Origin of the sequence: Streptomyces cyaneofuscatus, assembly GCF_042718795.1 — a bacterium.
Taxonomy (GTDB): Bacteria; Actinomycetota; Actinomycetes; order Streptomycetales; family Streptomycetaceae; genus Streptomyces; species Streptomyces cyaneofuscatus_A.
Window position 1 is genome coordinate 20,316 of the sequence record NZ_JBHXOX010000030.1, and the last position, 15,257, is coordinate 35,572.

The window sequence follows — 15,257 nt, forward strand, 5'->3', positions numbered from 1 at the left end:
CGTCGGCCCGGAGACGGGCGTCGGCCCGGAGGAGGGCGTCGGCCCGGAGGAGGGCGTCGGCCCGGAGGAGGGTTCAGAGAGCCAGTAGCTTCTCCTCCAGCCGGGGATCGAGCCCGACCGCCGGCCGGTCCGGCCGCTGGGGCGCGGTGCCGCCCCGCTCGCGCAGCCAGGTCCAGGTGTCCGCGACGGTCTCGCCGACCGGCCGGCAGCGCAGTCCGGCGGCCTCGGCCCTGGCATGGCCGCCCTGGTGCAGCGCGTCGTACAGCTCACCCTCCGGCAGCCAGACCGGCAGCCCGCTCCAGGGCTCGACCCCGGCGGCCAGCAGCGTGCCCGGGTCCGTCCAGCGCAGTTCGGCACCGGACCCGGTGACCCGGACGCAGGCGTCGAGCAGTTCGCCCATGGTGGTGTGGCCGGGGCGGCTGACGGTGTTGTACGGGCCGTGCAGCCCGGCCGCCGCGGCGTCCAGGATCCAGCGCGCCAGGTCGCGCGCGTCGACGTACTGGAGCTGAGCGGTACGCGGGCCGGGGGCGATCACCGGGCCGCCGCGGGCGATCCGCGTGAGCCACCAGGGCAGCCGCCCGATGTTCTCCCCGGGGCCGAGGATCAGCCCCGCCCTTGCCAGCAGGGCCCGGTCCCCGAACGCGTCGAGGGCCGCCAGCTCGCCGCCGCGCTTGGCCCGGTCGTACGGCACGTCCCCCTGCTCGTCGGGAGAGGCGCCGCCCACCAGCGGCCCGCCCTCGTCCAGACCGGCCGGTGCCGGGTAGGCGTACACGGAACGGCTGGAGACGTACGTGAAGTGGCCCGCGCGGTCCGCCAGCAGCCGGGCGGCGTCCCGTACGGCGGTGGGCGCCCCGCTCCAGGTGTCGACCACGAGGTCCCAGTCGCCCGCGTGGTCCGCGAGCGCGGCGAGGCCCCGCTCCCCTCCCGTACGGTCGCCCGTCAGCGCGCGCACGGCCGGCGGCGGCGCGTGGTGGCCCCGGTGGAAGACGGTGACCTCCCAGTCCCGCTCCAGCGCGGCCTCGGTGACGGCCCGTCCGACGAACTCCGTACCGCCCAGCATCAGCAGCTTCATGGACCGAGCCTGCCCGCTGCGGCCGCCCCCGGGAACATCCGCACGCCGTCAGCAGAGCGGGGAACTCCCGGCGGGCTCAGGGCGTACGCGCGAGGGGGCTGCGGTGGCGCAGCAGCCAGGCGTAGTAGCCGCTGGAGCGCCGGGCCGCCTCCACATAGGCCGCCTCCAGCTCCCCGTACACCACCGAGATGTCCGTCTCCGGCCGGGAGACCAGGAGCAGCCGCACCGCGAGGGGGTCGCCGCGCAGCGGGCGGATCGCCATGTCGTGGCGCGGCCCCGAGGTGGGCTGGCAGGGCGCGACGGCCTCACCGAGCACGACGAGGGAGGCGGCGGTGAGGTAGTCCCCGTGCAGGACGGGCGGGTCGATCCCGGCCGCGCCCAGCACCCGGCGCACCCCGTCCCACTCACCGTCCACCGTCGGATCGACCATCCACCGGTCGCCGGCCAGGTCCCCGAGCTCCACGACCCGGCGGCGGGCGGCGGGGTGGTCCCGGGAGAGGGAGATGAACTGCGGTTCGCGGTCCAGGAGTACGCGGTGGACCAGGCCGTCGGGGAGGGTCAGCGGGGAGCCCTCCACCTCGTGCACGAAGGCGACGTCCAGCCGGCCCGCCTCGACCGAGCGCAGGAGGGCGTGGGCCGAGACGTCGACCCGCAGGGAGATCTCCGTACCGGGCAGAGCACCCCGCAGCCGGCGGAGCCAGCTCCCCACGACCCGGCTCGCGGTGGAACCGACGCGCAGCCGGGGCCCCCGGGACGCGTCGGCCTCCGCGAGGGCGTGGGTGACCAGGGCGCTCATCCCCTCGACGAGCGGCCGGGCCCGGCTCAGGACGGCCCGGCCGAGGGGGGTCGGGCGGCAGCCGGTGCGGTCGCGGCGGAACAGCTCGGCGCCGAGCGAGTTCTCGATCCGCCGCAGCTGGGTGGTCAGAGAGGGCTGGCTCACGCCGAGACGACGGGCGGCCTGGTGCAGACTGCCCGCGTCGGCGATGGCGCACAGCGCCCTGAGGTGCCTCACCTCAAGCTCCATGGAGCGGAGACTACGACCGGTCATGCCCCTGACACCAGCGGCCTCAACCCCATCAAAGGGAGTTAATTCAGCGGGTGTTGGGCGGAGCTTCAGGAAGCGATGACAGGGTGGCGCGGCCCGGCCGGGCGGTGGGCGGGCACGGGGGATAGGTCCGCGCTATCCCCGGTTGGCATCATCCCCGGCGGCCGTCCGCTCCCCCACACTCTCCCCGTACCGCCCCGCGCCCCGTCCGTTCAGCGGACAACCCCCACGGCGCGGGTTCACCGGACCGTAGGAGAAATCCCCCATGAGACACCTCAGGACCGCCATCGCCTCCGCCATCGCCGGTCTCGGCCTCGTCGCCACGCTCGGCACGGCCCCCGCGGTCTCCGCCGCTCCTGCCCCTGCCGTCTCCACCCCCGCCACCATCGCCGCGTACAACGGGTCGGGCGAGAACGCCGCCGCCAACCGGGCCTTCTTCGACGCGGTCATGAAGTCCGTCGCCGAGAAGCGCGCCGCCAACCCGCGCGCCCTTGCCGTCACGGTGACGTACAGCGCCGCCTCCGCTCCGAGCTTCCGCACCCAGATAGCCAACAGCACGCGGATCTGGAACAGCTCGGTCTCCAACGTCCGGCTCCAGGAAGGCTCCAACGCCGACTTCACCTACCGCGAGGGCAACGACCCGCGCGGTTCGTACGCCTCGACCAACGGGCACGGCCGGGGCTTCATCTTCCTGGACTACCGGCAGAACCAGCAGTACAACTCGACCCGGGTCACCACGCACGAGACCGGGCACGTGCTCGGCCTGCCGGACACCTACTCGGGTCCGTGCAGCCAGCTGATGTCCGGCGGCGGCCCCGGCCCGTCCTGCACCAACGCCCAGCCCGACGCCAACGAGCGGGCGCGCGTGAACTACCTCTGGCAGAACGGCTTCGCCGCCGCTCTGGCGGGCACCGCCTCCTGACCCGCAGCACAACGCAAAGAGGGCCGTTCCGGACGCGGAACGGCCCTCAGCCGTGGGCCCTCTGTGTCGGGGGCCCTCTGTGTCGGGGCCCTCTCTGTCGGGGGCCTCTCCGTGGTGGGCTCGCTGTGATCGGTGAGCTGCTGTCGTACGCCGGTGGCGGCGGCCTCAGGTGCCCAGCTCGGCGCGGACCAGCGTCAGCAGTTCCTCCTCCGTCAGGCCCAGCTCCCGTGCGTCCGCGACCACTTCGCGGATCCGCTCCTGGAGTTGGGCCCGGCGCGGTGAGGCGCCTTCGGTGACCACCGCTCCGCGGCCGCGGCGCAGCTCGATCAGCCCCTCCTCGCGCAGCCGCTGGTAGCCGCGCAGCACCGTGTGGACGTTCACCCCGAGGGAGTCGGCGAGCACCCGGGCGGCGGGGAGCCGCTCGCCCGGGGTCACCGCGCCGTCGGCGACCGCGCGGCGCACCGAGGCCGCGATCTGGTCGCCGAGCGGCACGGTGGAGGTGGGATCGACCCGGAAGAGCATGGTCAGCGCCCTGCCCGGTTCCGGTCGACGAGGGTGTTGAGCAGGGCGGCGCCGGTACCGGAGTCCTCGACGGTGACCGCGAACTCACGGCCGCTCCGCTGCCGGGCCACGATGGCCTCGCCCGAGCGGACGATGAAGCCGGTGCGGCCCGGGCGGATGCGGTAGCCCCAGCCGCCGAACTCCGCGACCGCGTCGACCCGCCGGCTGTCCGCCGCCTCGATGCGCTCCAGCGGGACCTGGACCCGGGGCCAGGGCAGCAGGCCGGAGACGGTGAGGCCGCGCCGATCCACGGTGACGTGGGCGCGGCTGAAGGTGAGCGCCGCCAGGCCGAGGAGCAACAGCGGTGCGCCGATGAACCAGGTGATCCCGTAGCCGACCCCCGCCCCGAGGCCCACGAGCACCAGGGCGCTCAGCGGCAGCCACCAGGAGCCGGTGGTGCGCGCCCAGCCGGCCACCTCGCCGTCGGCGAGCGCGATCCGCTCGCGCTCGGCGGGGCTCCTCCCGGCGCGGGGGTCCTCCGGCGCGGGGACCAGCCGGGCCAGCAACAGCCCGATCCCGCCGGCGAGGACGGCGGTGCCGGTGGCCGCGGCGAGGTGCCACAGCGGGAAGCGGCCGGCCGCGGCTCCGTCGGTGGCGTCCAGGTTGACGATCAGGGCGGCGCCCAGCACGTACTGGAGGAAGGCGGCCACGGCCCAGCCGCCGCCGATGAGCAGGCGGTGGGCCCGCCCGTAGAACTTTCCGCCGGCCGCCATGAGCACCCACAGGGCGCCGAGCACGGGCAGCACCGGGGCGGCGACCAGGACGTAGGTGGTGCGGTCGACATAGCCGTTCACGTCGCCGGAGACGTCGAAGTGGCCGGCCAGCCGGGTGGGGAGACGGTCCTTGAGGACGAGGAAGAGGATCAGGCCGACGAGGAAGGAGAGGGCAAAGGGCAGGGCCGCGAGCGTGGCGCGGCCAAGGTTCTTGCGTGTCATGAAAACCTCCGTTGTTTGCATGTTAGTAGAACAATTAGAGGAAGGGCAATGCGGAAGGGCAATGCGGTAGCGGCCACCGACTTCCGGGAACAGCTCTGCCCCGTACCGGAGTTGCGGTACGGGGCAGAGGAGGCGTCCGTCAGGAACGGCGTGACCGTCAGGCGGGTTCGAGGGGCCCCAAAGGTTCTAGAGGTTCGAGGGATTCCAGGGGCTCCAGAGGTACCGGCGGCTCCAGGGGGAAGGCTCCCCGGTGGCCGGTTCCGGCGCCCCGGGACGGGCGCACCTCGAACTCCTCGCAGCTCCAGATCTCCTGGACGAAGCCGGTCCGCCGGTCCCACAGGCCCAGCACCGCGGCCTCGCCCTCCGCGTCCCGGTAGGCCTCCTTGGCACCGCGGAAGCAGGCGAGACCGCCGGAGAGGCCGCCGGAGAGGCCTCGGCCGGGGGCCGGGAAGTAGTCGGAGAAGGCGCAGGCGATACAGGTCTGGAGCTGGACGCCGTCCGGGAGGATGCGCTGGATCGCCGTCAGCGCGCCGGCGAAGTCGCTCTCGGCCCGGGCGGATTCGTAGGCCGCGCCGTCCAGATGGAGGGTGAGGTAGAGGTCCGGGTCGACCCGGCGCAGGGAGAGCAGGCAGGCGAGGGTGGCCTGGCGCAGAGCGCCGTCGACGAGGACGGGCAGCGGGAGGTCCCACTCCAGTACGCAGTCGGCGAGGGCGCCGTCCGCCAGGGCGAACATCCCGTTCTCCAGAGGTGTGCCCGACACCGGCGCCAGGTCGTCGAAGCTCTCGCCCTCGAAGTCGACGCCTCTGATCCGGATCCGGAGCTGCTGTCCGTCCGTGGTGAGAACGACGGCATCGGAACCGCCCCGGTCCCGGTACCAGCCGGCCCACGACTCATCTGTCATGAGCAGGGACTGTAGCCCCTGCCCGGCCCGGCTCCGGTGCCGCCCTCCCGCTACGCGGAGAGGCCGGACGAGGCGTCAACCCGTATGCGGTTCACGCCACATGGGCCACATCGACGGGCCGTCCGGCAGCTCGACGGCCCGGCCCAGGAAACGGAAGCCGAGCCGCTCGTAGAGCGTACGGCTGCGGGCGCTGCTCGCCTCCAGATAGGCGGGTACGCCGTCGCGGTCGCAGCGGTCCAGCTCGGCTCGGATGAGCTCGGCCCCGACGCCCTCGCCTTGGCGCTGCGGGGTGACTCCGATCATGAGCAGGTAGGCGTGGGCGCGGTCGTGCGGGTGCACCTTCCCGGTCAGCCTCCCGACCAGTTCGCACCGCTCGTTGTCGGGGTCGGCGGTCTGCCGCATCAGGGCCGGCGTGGGGTCCTCCTCCTCGGGCGCACCGGCGGGCACCGGCAGCCACAGGGCCACCGCGGCGCCGTCGTCCGCGATGTCGATACGGCCTTCGGCGAGGGTGATGTCGGCGAAGACGCCGAGGAACCTGCCGTGCACCGCCAGCCGATGCACCTCGTCGGGGAAGACCCAACTGCTGACCGGGTCGTGGTGGAAGGCCTCCTCCAGGACCGAGACGACCAGCCCCCTGTCGTCCTGGCCCGCCTGCTGAATCCGTATACCCATGACCGGCTTCCACCCCTTCGCCCGCTGCTCCCGACGCACTTTCTCTCAACCGACCTCCGGAATACTAGAGTTGATGGGTCCTGGACCGACCGGATCCGGCCGGTCAGCTGGTGGGGCGGATGACTGCCGGGATCCGGCCGGTCAGCCGGTGCGGCGGATGACCGGCCGAATCAGGCCGGTCAGCTGGCGCGGCGGGTGACGAATTCGGCCAAGGCCAGCAGGTCACCGGCTCCGTCGGGGTCGGGGACCGCCCGGGAGAGGTGGTGCACCGCCCGGGCCATCCGGTCGGCCGCGCAGACCTGCGCCCAGTCGCGGCCGCCGGCCCGGTCCACCGCGTCGGCGGCGCGGTCCACCTCCGTGGAGGTGGTCATGGGTCCCCGGTAGAGCGCGGCGAGCTCGGCGGCGGCCGGGGTGCCGGAGGTCAGGGCCGCCACCACGGGCAGCGACTTCTTGCGGGCGGCTAGGTCGGCGCCGACGGGCTTGCCGGTGCGGGCCGGGTCGCCCCAGATGCCGATCAGGTCGTCGATGAGCTGGAAGGACAGCCCGGCCTCCCTTCCGAAGCCGTCCATGGCGCGGACCGCCCGGTCCTCCGCCCCGGCGTAGAGGGCGCCGAGCGCGCAGGCGCAGCCGAGCAGGGCGCCGGTCTTGGCGGTCGCCATGGTCAGGCATTCGTCCAGCGTGACCTCGTCCGGGCCGCGCTCCTCGAAGGCGCAGTCGGCCTGCTGCCCCGCGCAGAGCTCGATGACGCAGGTGGAGAGGCGGGCGGACGCCTGCTGGGCAGCCGGGTGGGTGTCCTCGGCCAGCAGGCGCTGGGCGAGGGCCAGCATGGCGTCGCCGGTGATGATCGCGTCCGGGACGCCGAAGACCGCCCAGGCGGTGGGCCGGTGTCTGCGGGTGGTGTCCTCGTCGATGACGTCGTCGTGGAGGAGGGTGAAGTTGTGCGCCAGCTCGACGGCGACGGCGGCGCGCACGGCGCGTTCCGGATCGCCGCCCAGCGCCTGGGCGGCGGCCAGCACGAGCGCGGGGCGGATGGCCTTGCCCGCCTGTCCGGCGGCGGGCGTTCCGTCGGCGTTCTCCCAGCCGAAGTGGTACATGGCGATCCGGCGTATGCCACCGGGCAGCGATTCCACGGCCGATCGCAGATGGGGGTCGACGAGTCGGCGGGTGCGCTCCAGCAGCGCCGCGGCCTCGTGCCCTTCCGTCGCTGCGTCCGTACTGGTCATGGTCACGGTCACTCCCTGGGGCGGTGCGATGGGGCGGGGCCCCGGCGGCCCGGCCGGTGTCGGCCGACCGGGCCGCCGGGGGTGACACGGGGTCAGCGCCAGCGGCTCACCTCCACGTTCTCCAGCACGCCGAGGGCGTCCGGTACCAGGATGGCGGCGGAGTAGTAGGCAGTCACCAGGTAGGAGATGATCGCCTGCTCGTCGATGCCCATGAAGCGGACCGAGAGGCTCGGCTCGATCTCGTCCGGGATGCCGGTCTGCTGGAGGCCGATGACGCCCTGCTCGGCCTCACCGGTCCTCATGCAGATGATGGAGGTGGTGCGGGCGTCGGTGACCGGGATCTTGTTGGACGGGAAGATCGGCACCCCGCGCCAGGCCGGCACGTGGTGACCGCCGATGTCCACGCTCTCGGGGACGAGTCCGCGCCGGTTGCACTCGCGGCCGAAGGCGGCGATGGCGCGCGGGTGGGCGAGGAAGAGCTTCGATCCGCGCCGCCGCGAGAGCAGCTCGTCCATGTCGTCGGGGCTGGGCACCCCGTCGTGCGGCTGGATCCGCTGGCCGTAGTCGCAGTTGTTGAGGAGGCCGAACTCCCGGTTGTTGATCAGCTCGTGCTCCTGGCGCTCCCGCAGCGCCTCGACCGTGAGCCGCAACTGCTGCTCGGTCTGGTTCATCGGCTGGTTGTAGAGGTCGGCGACCCGGCTGTGCACCTTGAGCACGGTCTGCGCGACGCTCAGCTCGTACTCGCGGGGCGCGGCGTCGTAGTCGACGAAGGTGTGCGGGACGACGGCCTCGCCGACATGGCCGGCGGAGAGGTCGATGGCCGCCTCGCCGTACTTGTTGGTCCGCTGATGCGGGATGGAGAGCAGACCGGCGAGATGGGCGCGGAGCGGCTCCGCGCGCTCCGCGAGGTTGAACACGTCCGCGCGGCTGAGCGTCAGCAGCGTGCACGCGGTGACGGCCCGGGCGGTGTACTCCCAGACGGCGTCGCCGTCGACCAGGCTCTGGTCACCGAAGTACGCGCCGTCGGCGAGGACTTCGAGCTCCGTCTCGTCCCCGTAGAGACCGGAGCCGATCTTCTCGACCTTGCCGTGCGCCAGCAGGAAGACCCGGTCCGCCGCGTCCCCCGAGGCGGCGAGCACCTCCCCCGCGGCCACGTCCCGCTGCTCGCACCTGCGGGCGAGCTCGGCGAGGACCTCCTCGTCCCCGAAATTACGCAGAGCGGGCAGCTCCCCCAGCTCGGCGGGGATCACGGTCACCCGGTCCCCGGTCTGGACGAAGGTCACCCGGCCGTCACCGACCGAATAGCTGAGCCGACGGTTCACCCGGTACGTACCGCCCTGTACCTGCACCCACGGCAGCATCCTCAGCAGCCACCGTGAGGTGATCTCCTGCATCTGCGGCGCGGATTTGGTGGTCGTCGCGAGGTTCCGCGCAGCCGCCGTCCCCAGACTCTGCTGCGGCGGCGCCTGCGTGTCGCGAACCTCTTCACCAACGGACATCTGACGTCCTTTCCATCATGGGCTGACCTGCTGGAGAAGCCTTTCAGCGGAGGACGCCGCCCGCCATTACACAAAAGAGTGTGACTAATCGGCCTTCGGTCGGGGCACATTGCTCCTCGTCGCCCTGCGGAGCGTAAAAGTTGCATCTCATATGCCATTTATCTACGGTGGAGTCATGCGGCTGACCAGATTCACCGATGTGGCGCTCCGCGTGCTCATGCGGCTGGCGGTCGCGGAGGGCGCGGACCCGCCCACCACTCGCCATGTGGCGGACACCATGCGGGTGCCGTACACGCACACGGCCAAGGTCGTCGCCCGCCTCCAGCACCTGGGCCTGCTCGACGCCCGCCGCGGCCGGGGCGGTGGCCTCACCCTCACCACGGCCGGGCACTCCGCCTCGATCGGCGCTCTCGTGCGGGAGCTGGAGGGGACGGACGACGTCGTGGAGTGCGAGGGCGACACCCCCTGCCCCCTGCGCTCCGACTGCCGGCTGCGCGGGGCCCTGCGTAAGGCCCAGGAGGCCTTCTACGCCTCGCTCGATCCGATCACCGTCACCGATCTCGTCGCCTCCCCCACCGGCCCCCTGCTGCTGGGCATCGGCAGCGGCCCGCCGCAGGACTGATGCGGGCTCCGGCCTTCCCGGCACACCCGCCCGAGCCACGGGTGGGTTCCCTTCCGCCCAAAAATAGGCATCCAGAATACCAATTAACAGAGGAGCTTCTCCTTCATGCTCTCCGACCGGTCCACCGCCACCGTCCGTGCCACCCTCCCCGCCGTCGGCGCTGCCATCGACGACATCGCCGGCCTCTTCTACAAGAAGCTTTTCGCCGCCCACCCCGAGCTGCTGCGCGACCTGTTCAACCGGGGCAACCAGGCCTCCGGCGACCAGCGCAAAGCCCTCGCCGGATCCATCGCCGCGTTCGCCACCGCGCTGGTCGAGCACCCCGGCACCCGGCCCGACGTGATGCTGAACCGGATCGCCCACAAGCACGCCTCGCTGGGGGTGGCCCCCGAGCAGTACGAGGTGGTGCACACCCACCTCTTCGCCGCGATCGCCGACGTCCTGGGAGACGCGGTCACCCCTGAGGTCGCCGCGGCCTGGGACGAGGTCTACTGGCTGATGGCGAACGCCCTCATCGCCATGGAGGCGCGGCTCTACGCCCAGCAGGGCGTGGTCGCGGGCGACGTGTGGCGGGAGTGGGAGGTCGCCGCCCGGATCGAGGAGACCGAGGACGTGGCCTCGTTCCACCTCCGCCCGGCGGACGGCGGTGAGGCGCCCGCCTTCCGGCCCGGCCAGTACGTCTCCGTCCAGGTCGAACTGGCGGACGGGGCCCGGCAGATACGCCAGTACAGCCTCTCCTCCTCCCCCGGCTCCCGGCTGCGCTCCCTCACCGTGAAGCGGGTGCGCGGGGAGGCGGCCCCCGACGGCGAGGTCTCCCGCCACCTCCACGAGCACACCCGCGCGGGCGACCGGCTGCGCGTCTCCGTCCCCTACGGGGACCTGGTCCTGGACCACCTGGACGCACCCCTGCTGCTGGCCTCGGCGGGGATCGGCTGCACGCCCGTGCTGTCGATGCTGGAGTACCTGGCCGAGCACGGCCACGACCGCCCCGTCACCGTGGTGCACGGCGACCGCTCCCCCGCCGACCACGCCCTGCGCGCCCACCACGTCCGGCTGACGGAGAAGCTCCCGGAGGCCGAGCCGCACTTCTGGTACGAGTCCCCGGAGGCCGGCCACCCCGCCCACCGCACCGGCCTCGTCGACCTGAACGGCATCACCGTGCTGCCCGGCACCCACGCCTATCTGTGCGGCCCGCTCCCCTTCATGCGCACGGTCCGCACCCGGCTGCTGGAGGCGGGGGTGCGCCCGGCCGACATCCACTACGAGGTGTTCGGCCCGGACCTCTGGCTGGCGAGCACCTGAGAGAGGCCGGACCGGGGCGGGCCACAATAGGGCACGTGAACCGCCCCGAGACCCTCCTGCGCCCCCGGGTGCCGTCCCCGCTCCAGGAGGTCCGGGACGACCGCTTCGCCCGGCACGGGATCACGCTGCTCCTCAAGCGGGACGACCTGATCCACCCCGACCTGCCGGGCAACAAATGGCGCAAGCTCGTCCTCAACCTGGAGGCGGCCGCCGGGCGGACCGTGCTGACGTTCGGCGGCGCCTACTCCAACCACCTCCGGGCCACCGCCGCGGCCGGCCGGCTGCTGGGCTTTGCCACCGTCGGAGTCGTACGCGGCGACGAACTGGCGCACCGACCGCTCAACCCCTCGCTCGCCCGGTGCGCCGCCGACGGCATGCGGCTGCACTTCGTGGACCGTACGACCTACCGCGCGAAGGCCTCACCCGAGGTCCTGGAGGGACTGCTGAGCCTCTTCGGGGACGTGGAGGTGATCCCGGAGGGCGGCAGCAACGCCCTGGCCGCACAGGGCTGCGCAGCGCTGGGACACGAGTTGCGCGGGCACACCGATGTGGCGGCCGTGGCCTGTGGGACCGGCGGCACCCTGGCCGGGCTGGCGGCCGGACTGGACGGCGGGCAGCGTGCCCTCGGCGTACCGGTGCTGCGCGGCGGCTTCCTCGGGGCGGCCGTCACCGCTCTCCAGCGGGAGGCGTTCGGCGGTCCGGCCGGGAACTGGTCCCTGGACGAGCGCTTCACCTTCGGCGGCTACGCCCGTACGACCCCGGAGCTGGACGCCTTCGCCGCGGACTTCGAGGACCGGCACGGGCTGCCGGTGGAGCGGGTCTACGTCGCCAAGCTGCTGTTCGCGCTGACGGCCCTGGCCGAGGAGGGCGCGTTCGCGCCGGGCAGCCGGGTGAGCGCGGTGATCACGGGCACGCCCGATGCGCCGGGCCCTCAGGATTCGTCCGTCTCCCGGTAGGCGGCCGCCTCCTCCAGGTCCAGCCGGCGCAGCAGCGTACGCATCATCTCGTCGTCGATCCGCCGCTCGTCCCGGAGCCGGACGAAGACCTCGCGTTCGGCTTCGATCATCCGGCGGGAGAGCCGGCGGTAGGTGTCGTCCGCCGACTCCCCCGTGACCGGGTCGGCCGCCCCCAGCCGCTCCCAGACGGAGTTGCGGCGCCGCTCCAGCACGTTGCGCAGCCGGTCGGCCAGCGGGGGCGGCAGGCTGTTGTGCGGGTCGGCGAGCAGCTCCTCCAGGCGGGCCTCGGCGGCCACCGACGCCTCGCTCTGGGCCTGCGCCTCGATGAGCGTCTCGGTCTGCGGGTCGCGCCCCGGCAGCTTCAGTACGCGGACGAGGACGGGCAGGGTCAGCCCCTGGATCACCAGCGTGGCGATGACGGTGGTGAAGGTCAGGAACAGCACCAGGTTGCGGGCCGGGAACGGCTCACCGTCGTGCGTGGCCAGCGGGATGGAGAAGGCGACGGCGAGCGAGACGACCCCGCGCATCCCGGCCCAGCCGACGATCAGGGGCGCGGTCCAGTCGGTGCCCGGCTCCCGTTCCCGTACCCGCTTCGACAGCCATCGGGGCAGGTAGGTGGCCGGGTAGACCCAGATGAAGCGGACCACGACGACCGCGACGAAGATGATCGCCGCGTAGCCGAGCGCCTCTGTCGCGCCGCCCGCTTCGAGCCCCTTCAGGACGAAGGGCAACTGGAGCCCGATCAGAGCGAAGACCGTGGACTCCAGGATGAAGGCGACCATCTTCCAGACGGCGGCCTCCTGGAGGCGGGTGGCGAAGTCGACCTGCCAGGAACGGTGTCCCAGATAGAGGGCGACGACGACCACCGCGAGGACGCCGGAGGCGTGCACCCGCTCGGCCGCCGCGTACGCCACGAACGGGATCAGAAGGGAGAGCGTGTTCTGGAGAAGGGCCTCCTTCAGATGCGTGCGCAACCAGTGCAGCGGCACCATCAGCAGCAGACCGACCCCGACCCCGCCGACCGCGGCCAGCAGGAACTCGGCGATCCCGGCGGCCCACGTCATCCCCTCCCCCACCGCGGCGGCCAGCGCCACCCGGAAGGCGGTGATCGCGGTGGCGTCGTTCACCAGCGACTCACCCTGGAGGATGGTCGTCACCCGGGCGGGCAGCCCGACCCGGCGGGCGATCGCCGCGGCCGTCACGGCGTCCGGCGGCGCGATCACGGCCCCCAGGACGAGTGCGGCGGTCAGCGGCAGCTCCGGGATCACGAGGTACGCCAGCCAGCCCACGGCGAGGGTGGCGAAGAGGGTGTAGCCCACGGAGAGCAGCGCGACCGGCCGGATGTTGGCCCGCAGATCGAGGTAGGAGCTGTCGACGGCGGCCGTGTAGAGCAGCGGGGGAAGCAGCAGCGGGAGCACGATGTGCGCGTCCAGGTGGTACGTCGGAACGCCCGGCACCAGGCCCGCGATCAGGCCCACGGCCACCAGGACGAGCGGCGCGGGAACGGGCGTGCGGCGCGCCGCTCCGGCGACCGCCGCACTGGCCGCGACCAGCGCCACCAGCGGCAGCGCGTCCATCTCACCGTCCTCGGATCCGTCGTAACCTGCCCATCATGATCGAGTGTGCGCATGTAGCGGAACTGCCACGCCCCGAGCCGGTCCCGCTCGGGGAGACCTGCCCCGAGTGCCTGGCGGCCGGGACCCATCCCGTACAGCTGCGGCTCTGCCTGACCTGCGGGCACGTCGGCTGCTGCGATTCCTCACCCCTGCGGCACGCCACCGGGCACTTCCGGGAGACCGGTCACCCGGTGATGCGGAGCTTCGAGCCGGGCGAGAGCTGGCGCTGGTGCTTCGAGGACGGTTCGATCGTCTGACGTCTGGGTACGTCAATCCGGCGCCGGTTCTTCGTAATTGGACGCCGCAGACCCCTAGCCACTGTGTGTACTCATGGGTTTACTATGAGTGATGGCCGGGGGATGGGGTGCGGGCGACACTGCATCATGGATCCGATAGCGTCGCCGAGCTGAGAACCGTCGACCGACCGCATGGCTCCGGGCCACCCTTCCCGGAACCTCGAAAGAGTTTGTGCCACCTTGGAGGTGAGGGTGTCCCAGATCGCAGGCGAGCCCGGGAATCAGGACTTCGTAGAGGTCCGGCTGCCCGCTGCGGGTGCCTACCTGTCGGTGCTGCGAACGGCCACGGCCGGTCTCGCAGCGCGTTTGGACTTCACTCTCGACGAGATCGAGGATCTTCGCATCGCGGTCGACGAGGCCTGCGCGATCCTGCTTCAGCAGGCCGTGCCCGGCTCCGTCCTCAGCTGCGTGTTCCGGCTCATCGACGACTCTCTCGAGGTGACGGTGTCGGCCCCCACGACGGACGGCCGCGCACCCGAGCGTGACACCTTCGCCTGGACGGTGCTCTCCGCACTGGCCGGCAAGGTCGAGTCGACGGTCGCCGACGACCGTACGGTCAGCATCAGCCTCTACAAACAGCGCGGCGCGGGCCCCGGGCCGGCGTGAGCGACGGGAACGGGGACGATCCTGTGCGGGACGAGACGATCCGACCCGGGGTGGTGCGCCCAGCAGGCATCCCGGAGCAACAGGCCCGGCCGCATCCGGTGGACGGAGCGGACGGGCCCCAGGGGCTCAACGTCGCGGTGGAGCAGTCGCAGGAGCGGGCGGGCCAGATGAGCGAGCACGGGCACCACGATCCACACGACCGCAGCGGGGCCCGGGCCCTGTTCATCGAGTTGCGGGAGCTTCCCGACGGCTCCGCGGAGAAGGCGGAGCTGCGCAACCGGCTGGTACGGATGCATCTGCCGCTGGTGGAGCACCTGGCCCGGCGCTTCCGCAACCGCGGGGAGCCGCTGGACGACCTGACGCAGGTCGCCACGATCGGGCTGATCAAGTCGGTGGACCGGTTCGACCCGGACCGGGGCGTGGAGTTCTCGACGTACGCGACCCCCACGGTCGTCGGCGAGATCAAGCGCCACTTCCGGGACAAGGGCTGGGCGGTGCGGGTGCCCCGCCGCCTCCAGGAGCTGCGGCTCTCACTGACCACGGCCACCGCCGAGCTCTCCCAGCAGCACGGCCGCTCGCCGACCGTGCACGAGCTGGCCGAGCGGCTCGGCATCTCCGAGGAGGAGGTGCTGGAGGGCCTGGAGTCCGCCAACGCGTACAGCACGCTCTCGCTGGACGTGCCGGACACGGACGACGAGTCCCCCGCCGTCGCGGACACGCTGGGCTCCGAGGACGAGGCGCTGGAGGGCGTGGAGTACCGGGAGTCGCTCAAGCCGCTCCTGGAGGACCTGCCGCCGCGCGAGAAGCGGATCCTGCTGCTGCGGTTCTTCGGCAACATGACCCAGTCGCAGATCGCCCAGGAGGTCGGCATCTCGCAGATGCACGTCTCCCGGCTGCTGGCCCGCACGCTGGCCCAGCTCCGAGAGCGCCTGCTCGTCGAGGAGTAGAACGGCCGACCGGCCCTCCGCAGGGCACGCGCCGGTCTGGGGGGCTCAGGCCTCCAGGTCCGCTCCGGCCTCCAGGTCCGCT

General features: G+C 72.5%; 16 protein-coding genes. 7 read left to right on the forward strand and 9 right to left on the reverse strand.

All coding sequences use genetic code 11. The features are described 5' to 3' along the window. Positions 1-73 precede the first annotated feature (73 nt). Both ACFWRT_RS29735 and ACFWRT_RS29740 read right to left on the reverse strand, forming a co-directional pair. Entirely contained in the window at positions 74-1,072 is a 999-nt protein-coding gene (locus ACFWRT_RS29735) for an NAD-dependent epimerase/dehydratase family protein (protein ID WP_380951112.1), read from the reverse strand. A gap of 76 nt (positions 1,073-1,148) precedes the next feature. Then, the gene (locus tag ACFWRT_RS29740; RefSeq protein WP_380951111.1) at positions 1,149-2,096 is read right to left on the reverse strand and encodes a LysR family transcriptional regulator; all 948 of its coding nucleotides are present in this window, start codon (positions 2,094-2,096) and stop codon (positions 1,149-1,151) included. 286 nt (positions 2,097-2,382) lie between these two features. Between ACFWRT_RS29740 and snpA the strand changes: the two genes are divergently transcribed. Beyond that, positions 2,383-3,039, forward strand: coding sequence for a snapalysin (gene snpA / locus ACFWRT_RS29745; RefSeq protein ID WP_380951110.1), 657 nt, complete (start codon positions 2,383-2,385; stop codon positions 3,037-3,039). Between the two features lie 165 nt (positions 3,040-3,204). Here the strand turns inward: snpA and ACFWRT_RS29750 are convergent, their stop codons facing one another. The 6 genes from ACFWRT_RS29750 to ACFWRT_RS29775 all read right to left on the reverse strand — a co-directional run bounded on the left by ACFWRT_RS29750 (position 3,205) and on the right by ACFWRT_RS29775 (position 8,830). Beyond that, the gene (locus ACFWRT_RS29750; protein ID WP_380951108.1) at positions 3,205-3,561 is read right to left on the reverse strand and encodes a GntR family transcriptional regulator; all 357 of its coding nucleotides are present in this window, start codon (positions 3,559-3,561) and stop codon (positions 3,205-3,207) included. A gap of 2 nt (positions 3,562-3,563) precedes the next feature. Then, positions 3,564-4,535, reverse strand: coding sequence for a DUF1648 domain-containing protein (locus ACFWRT_RS29755; RefSeq protein WP_380951107.1), 972 nt, complete (start codon positions 4,533-4,535; stop codon positions 3,564-3,566). Between the two features lie 157 nt (positions 4,536-4,692). Then, complete coding sequence (locus ACFWRT_RS29760) at positions 4,693-5,436, reverse strand: DUF6304 family protein (RefSeq protein WP_380951106.1); 744 nt, start codon at positions 5,434-5,436, stop codon at positions 4,693-4,695. A 75-nt stretch (positions 5,437-5,511) separates the two neighbouring features. Then, a complete protein-coding gene (locus tag ACFWRT_RS29765) occupies positions 5,512-6,108 on the reverse strand; it encodes a GNAT family N-acetyltransferase (protein WP_380951105.1) in 597 nt (198 codons plus the stop codon). A 179-nt stretch (positions 6,109-6,287) separates the two neighbouring features. Next, entirely contained in the window at positions 6,288-7,331 is a 1,044-nt protein-coding gene (locus ACFWRT_RS29770) for a family 2 encapsulin nanocompartment cargo protein polyprenyl transferase (RefSeq protein ID WP_380951104.1), read from the reverse strand. 92 nt (positions 7,332-7,423) lie between these two features. Next, positions 7,424-8,830 carry a family 2B encapsulin nanocompartment shell protein gene (locus ACFWRT_RS29775; RefSeq protein WP_380951103.1) on the reverse strand — a complete coding sequence of 469 codons (1,407 nt, stop codon included), beginning with the start codon at positions 8,828-8,830 and terminating at the stop codon, positions 7,424-7,426. Between the two features lie 175 nt (positions 8,831-9,005). Here ACFWRT_RS29775 and ACFWRT_RS29780 point away from each other — a divergent pair, with 175 nt between their 5' ends. The 3 genes from ACFWRT_RS29780 (at position 9,006) to ACFWRT_RS29790 (ending at position 11,710) form a co-directional block, all read left to right on the forward strand. Continuing rightward, entirely contained in the window at positions 9,006-9,452 is a 447-nt protein-coding gene (locus tag ACFWRT_RS29780; RefSeq protein ID WP_380951102.1) for an RrF2 family transcriptional regulator, read from the forward strand. 105 nt (positions 9,453-9,557) lie between these two features. After that, positions 9,558-10,754 carry a globin domain-containing protein gene (locus ACFWRT_RS29785; protein ID WP_380951101.1) on the forward strand — a complete coding sequence of 399 codons (1,197 nt, stop codon included), beginning with the start codon at positions 9,558-9,560 and terminating at the stop codon, positions 10,752-10,754. Between the two features lie 35 nt (positions 10,755-10,789). Further along, positions 10,790-11,710 carry a 1-aminocyclopropane-1-carboxylate deaminase/D-cysteine desulfhydrase gene (locus ACFWRT_RS29790; protein ID WP_380951100.1) on the forward strand — a complete coding sequence of 307 codons (921 nt, stop codon included), beginning with the start codon at positions 10,790-10,792 and terminating at the stop codon, positions 11,708-11,710. Here ACFWRT_RS29790 and ACFWRT_RS29795 read toward each other — a convergent pair. Then, positions 11,686-13,287: a Na+/H+ antiporter gene (locus ACFWRT_RS29795; protein ID WP_380951099.1), complete on the reverse strand. Its 1,602-nt coding sequence runs from the start codon at positions 13,285-13,287 to the stop codon at positions 11,686-11,688. The two genes, ACFWRT_RS29790 and ACFWRT_RS29795, sit on opposite strands and share 25 nt — an antisense overlap. A 35-nt stretch (positions 13,288-13,322) precedes the next feature. On the opposite strand from ACFWRT_RS29795, the gene ACFWRT_RS29800 reads away from it, so the two are divergent. The 3 genes from ACFWRT_RS29800 to ACFWRT_RS29810 all read left to right on the forward strand — a co-directional run bounded on the left by ACFWRT_RS29800 (position 13,323) and on the right by ACFWRT_RS29810 (position 15,175). After that, on the forward strand, positions 13,323-13,583 hold the full coding sequence (locus ACFWRT_RS29800; RefSeq protein WP_380951098.1) for a UBP-type zinc finger domain-containing protein: 261 nt from the start codon (positions 13,323-13,325) through the stop codon (positions 13,581-13,583). A gap of 231 nt (positions 13,584-13,814) precedes the next feature. Then, a complete protein-coding gene (locus ACFWRT_RS29805) occupies positions 13,815-14,228 on the forward strand; it encodes an ATP-binding protein (RefSeq protein WP_024492166.1) in 414 nt (137 codons plus the stop codon). Positions 14,229-14,251: 23 nt separating this feature from the next. Then, positions 14,252-15,175 (forward strand): RNA polymerase sigma factor SigF, encoded by a 924-nt coding sequence (locus ACFWRT_RS29810; RefSeq protein ID WP_026241107.1) that lies wholly within the window; start codon positions 14,252-14,254, stop codon positions 15,173-15,175. Positions 15,176-15,257: the final 82 nt, after the last annotated feature.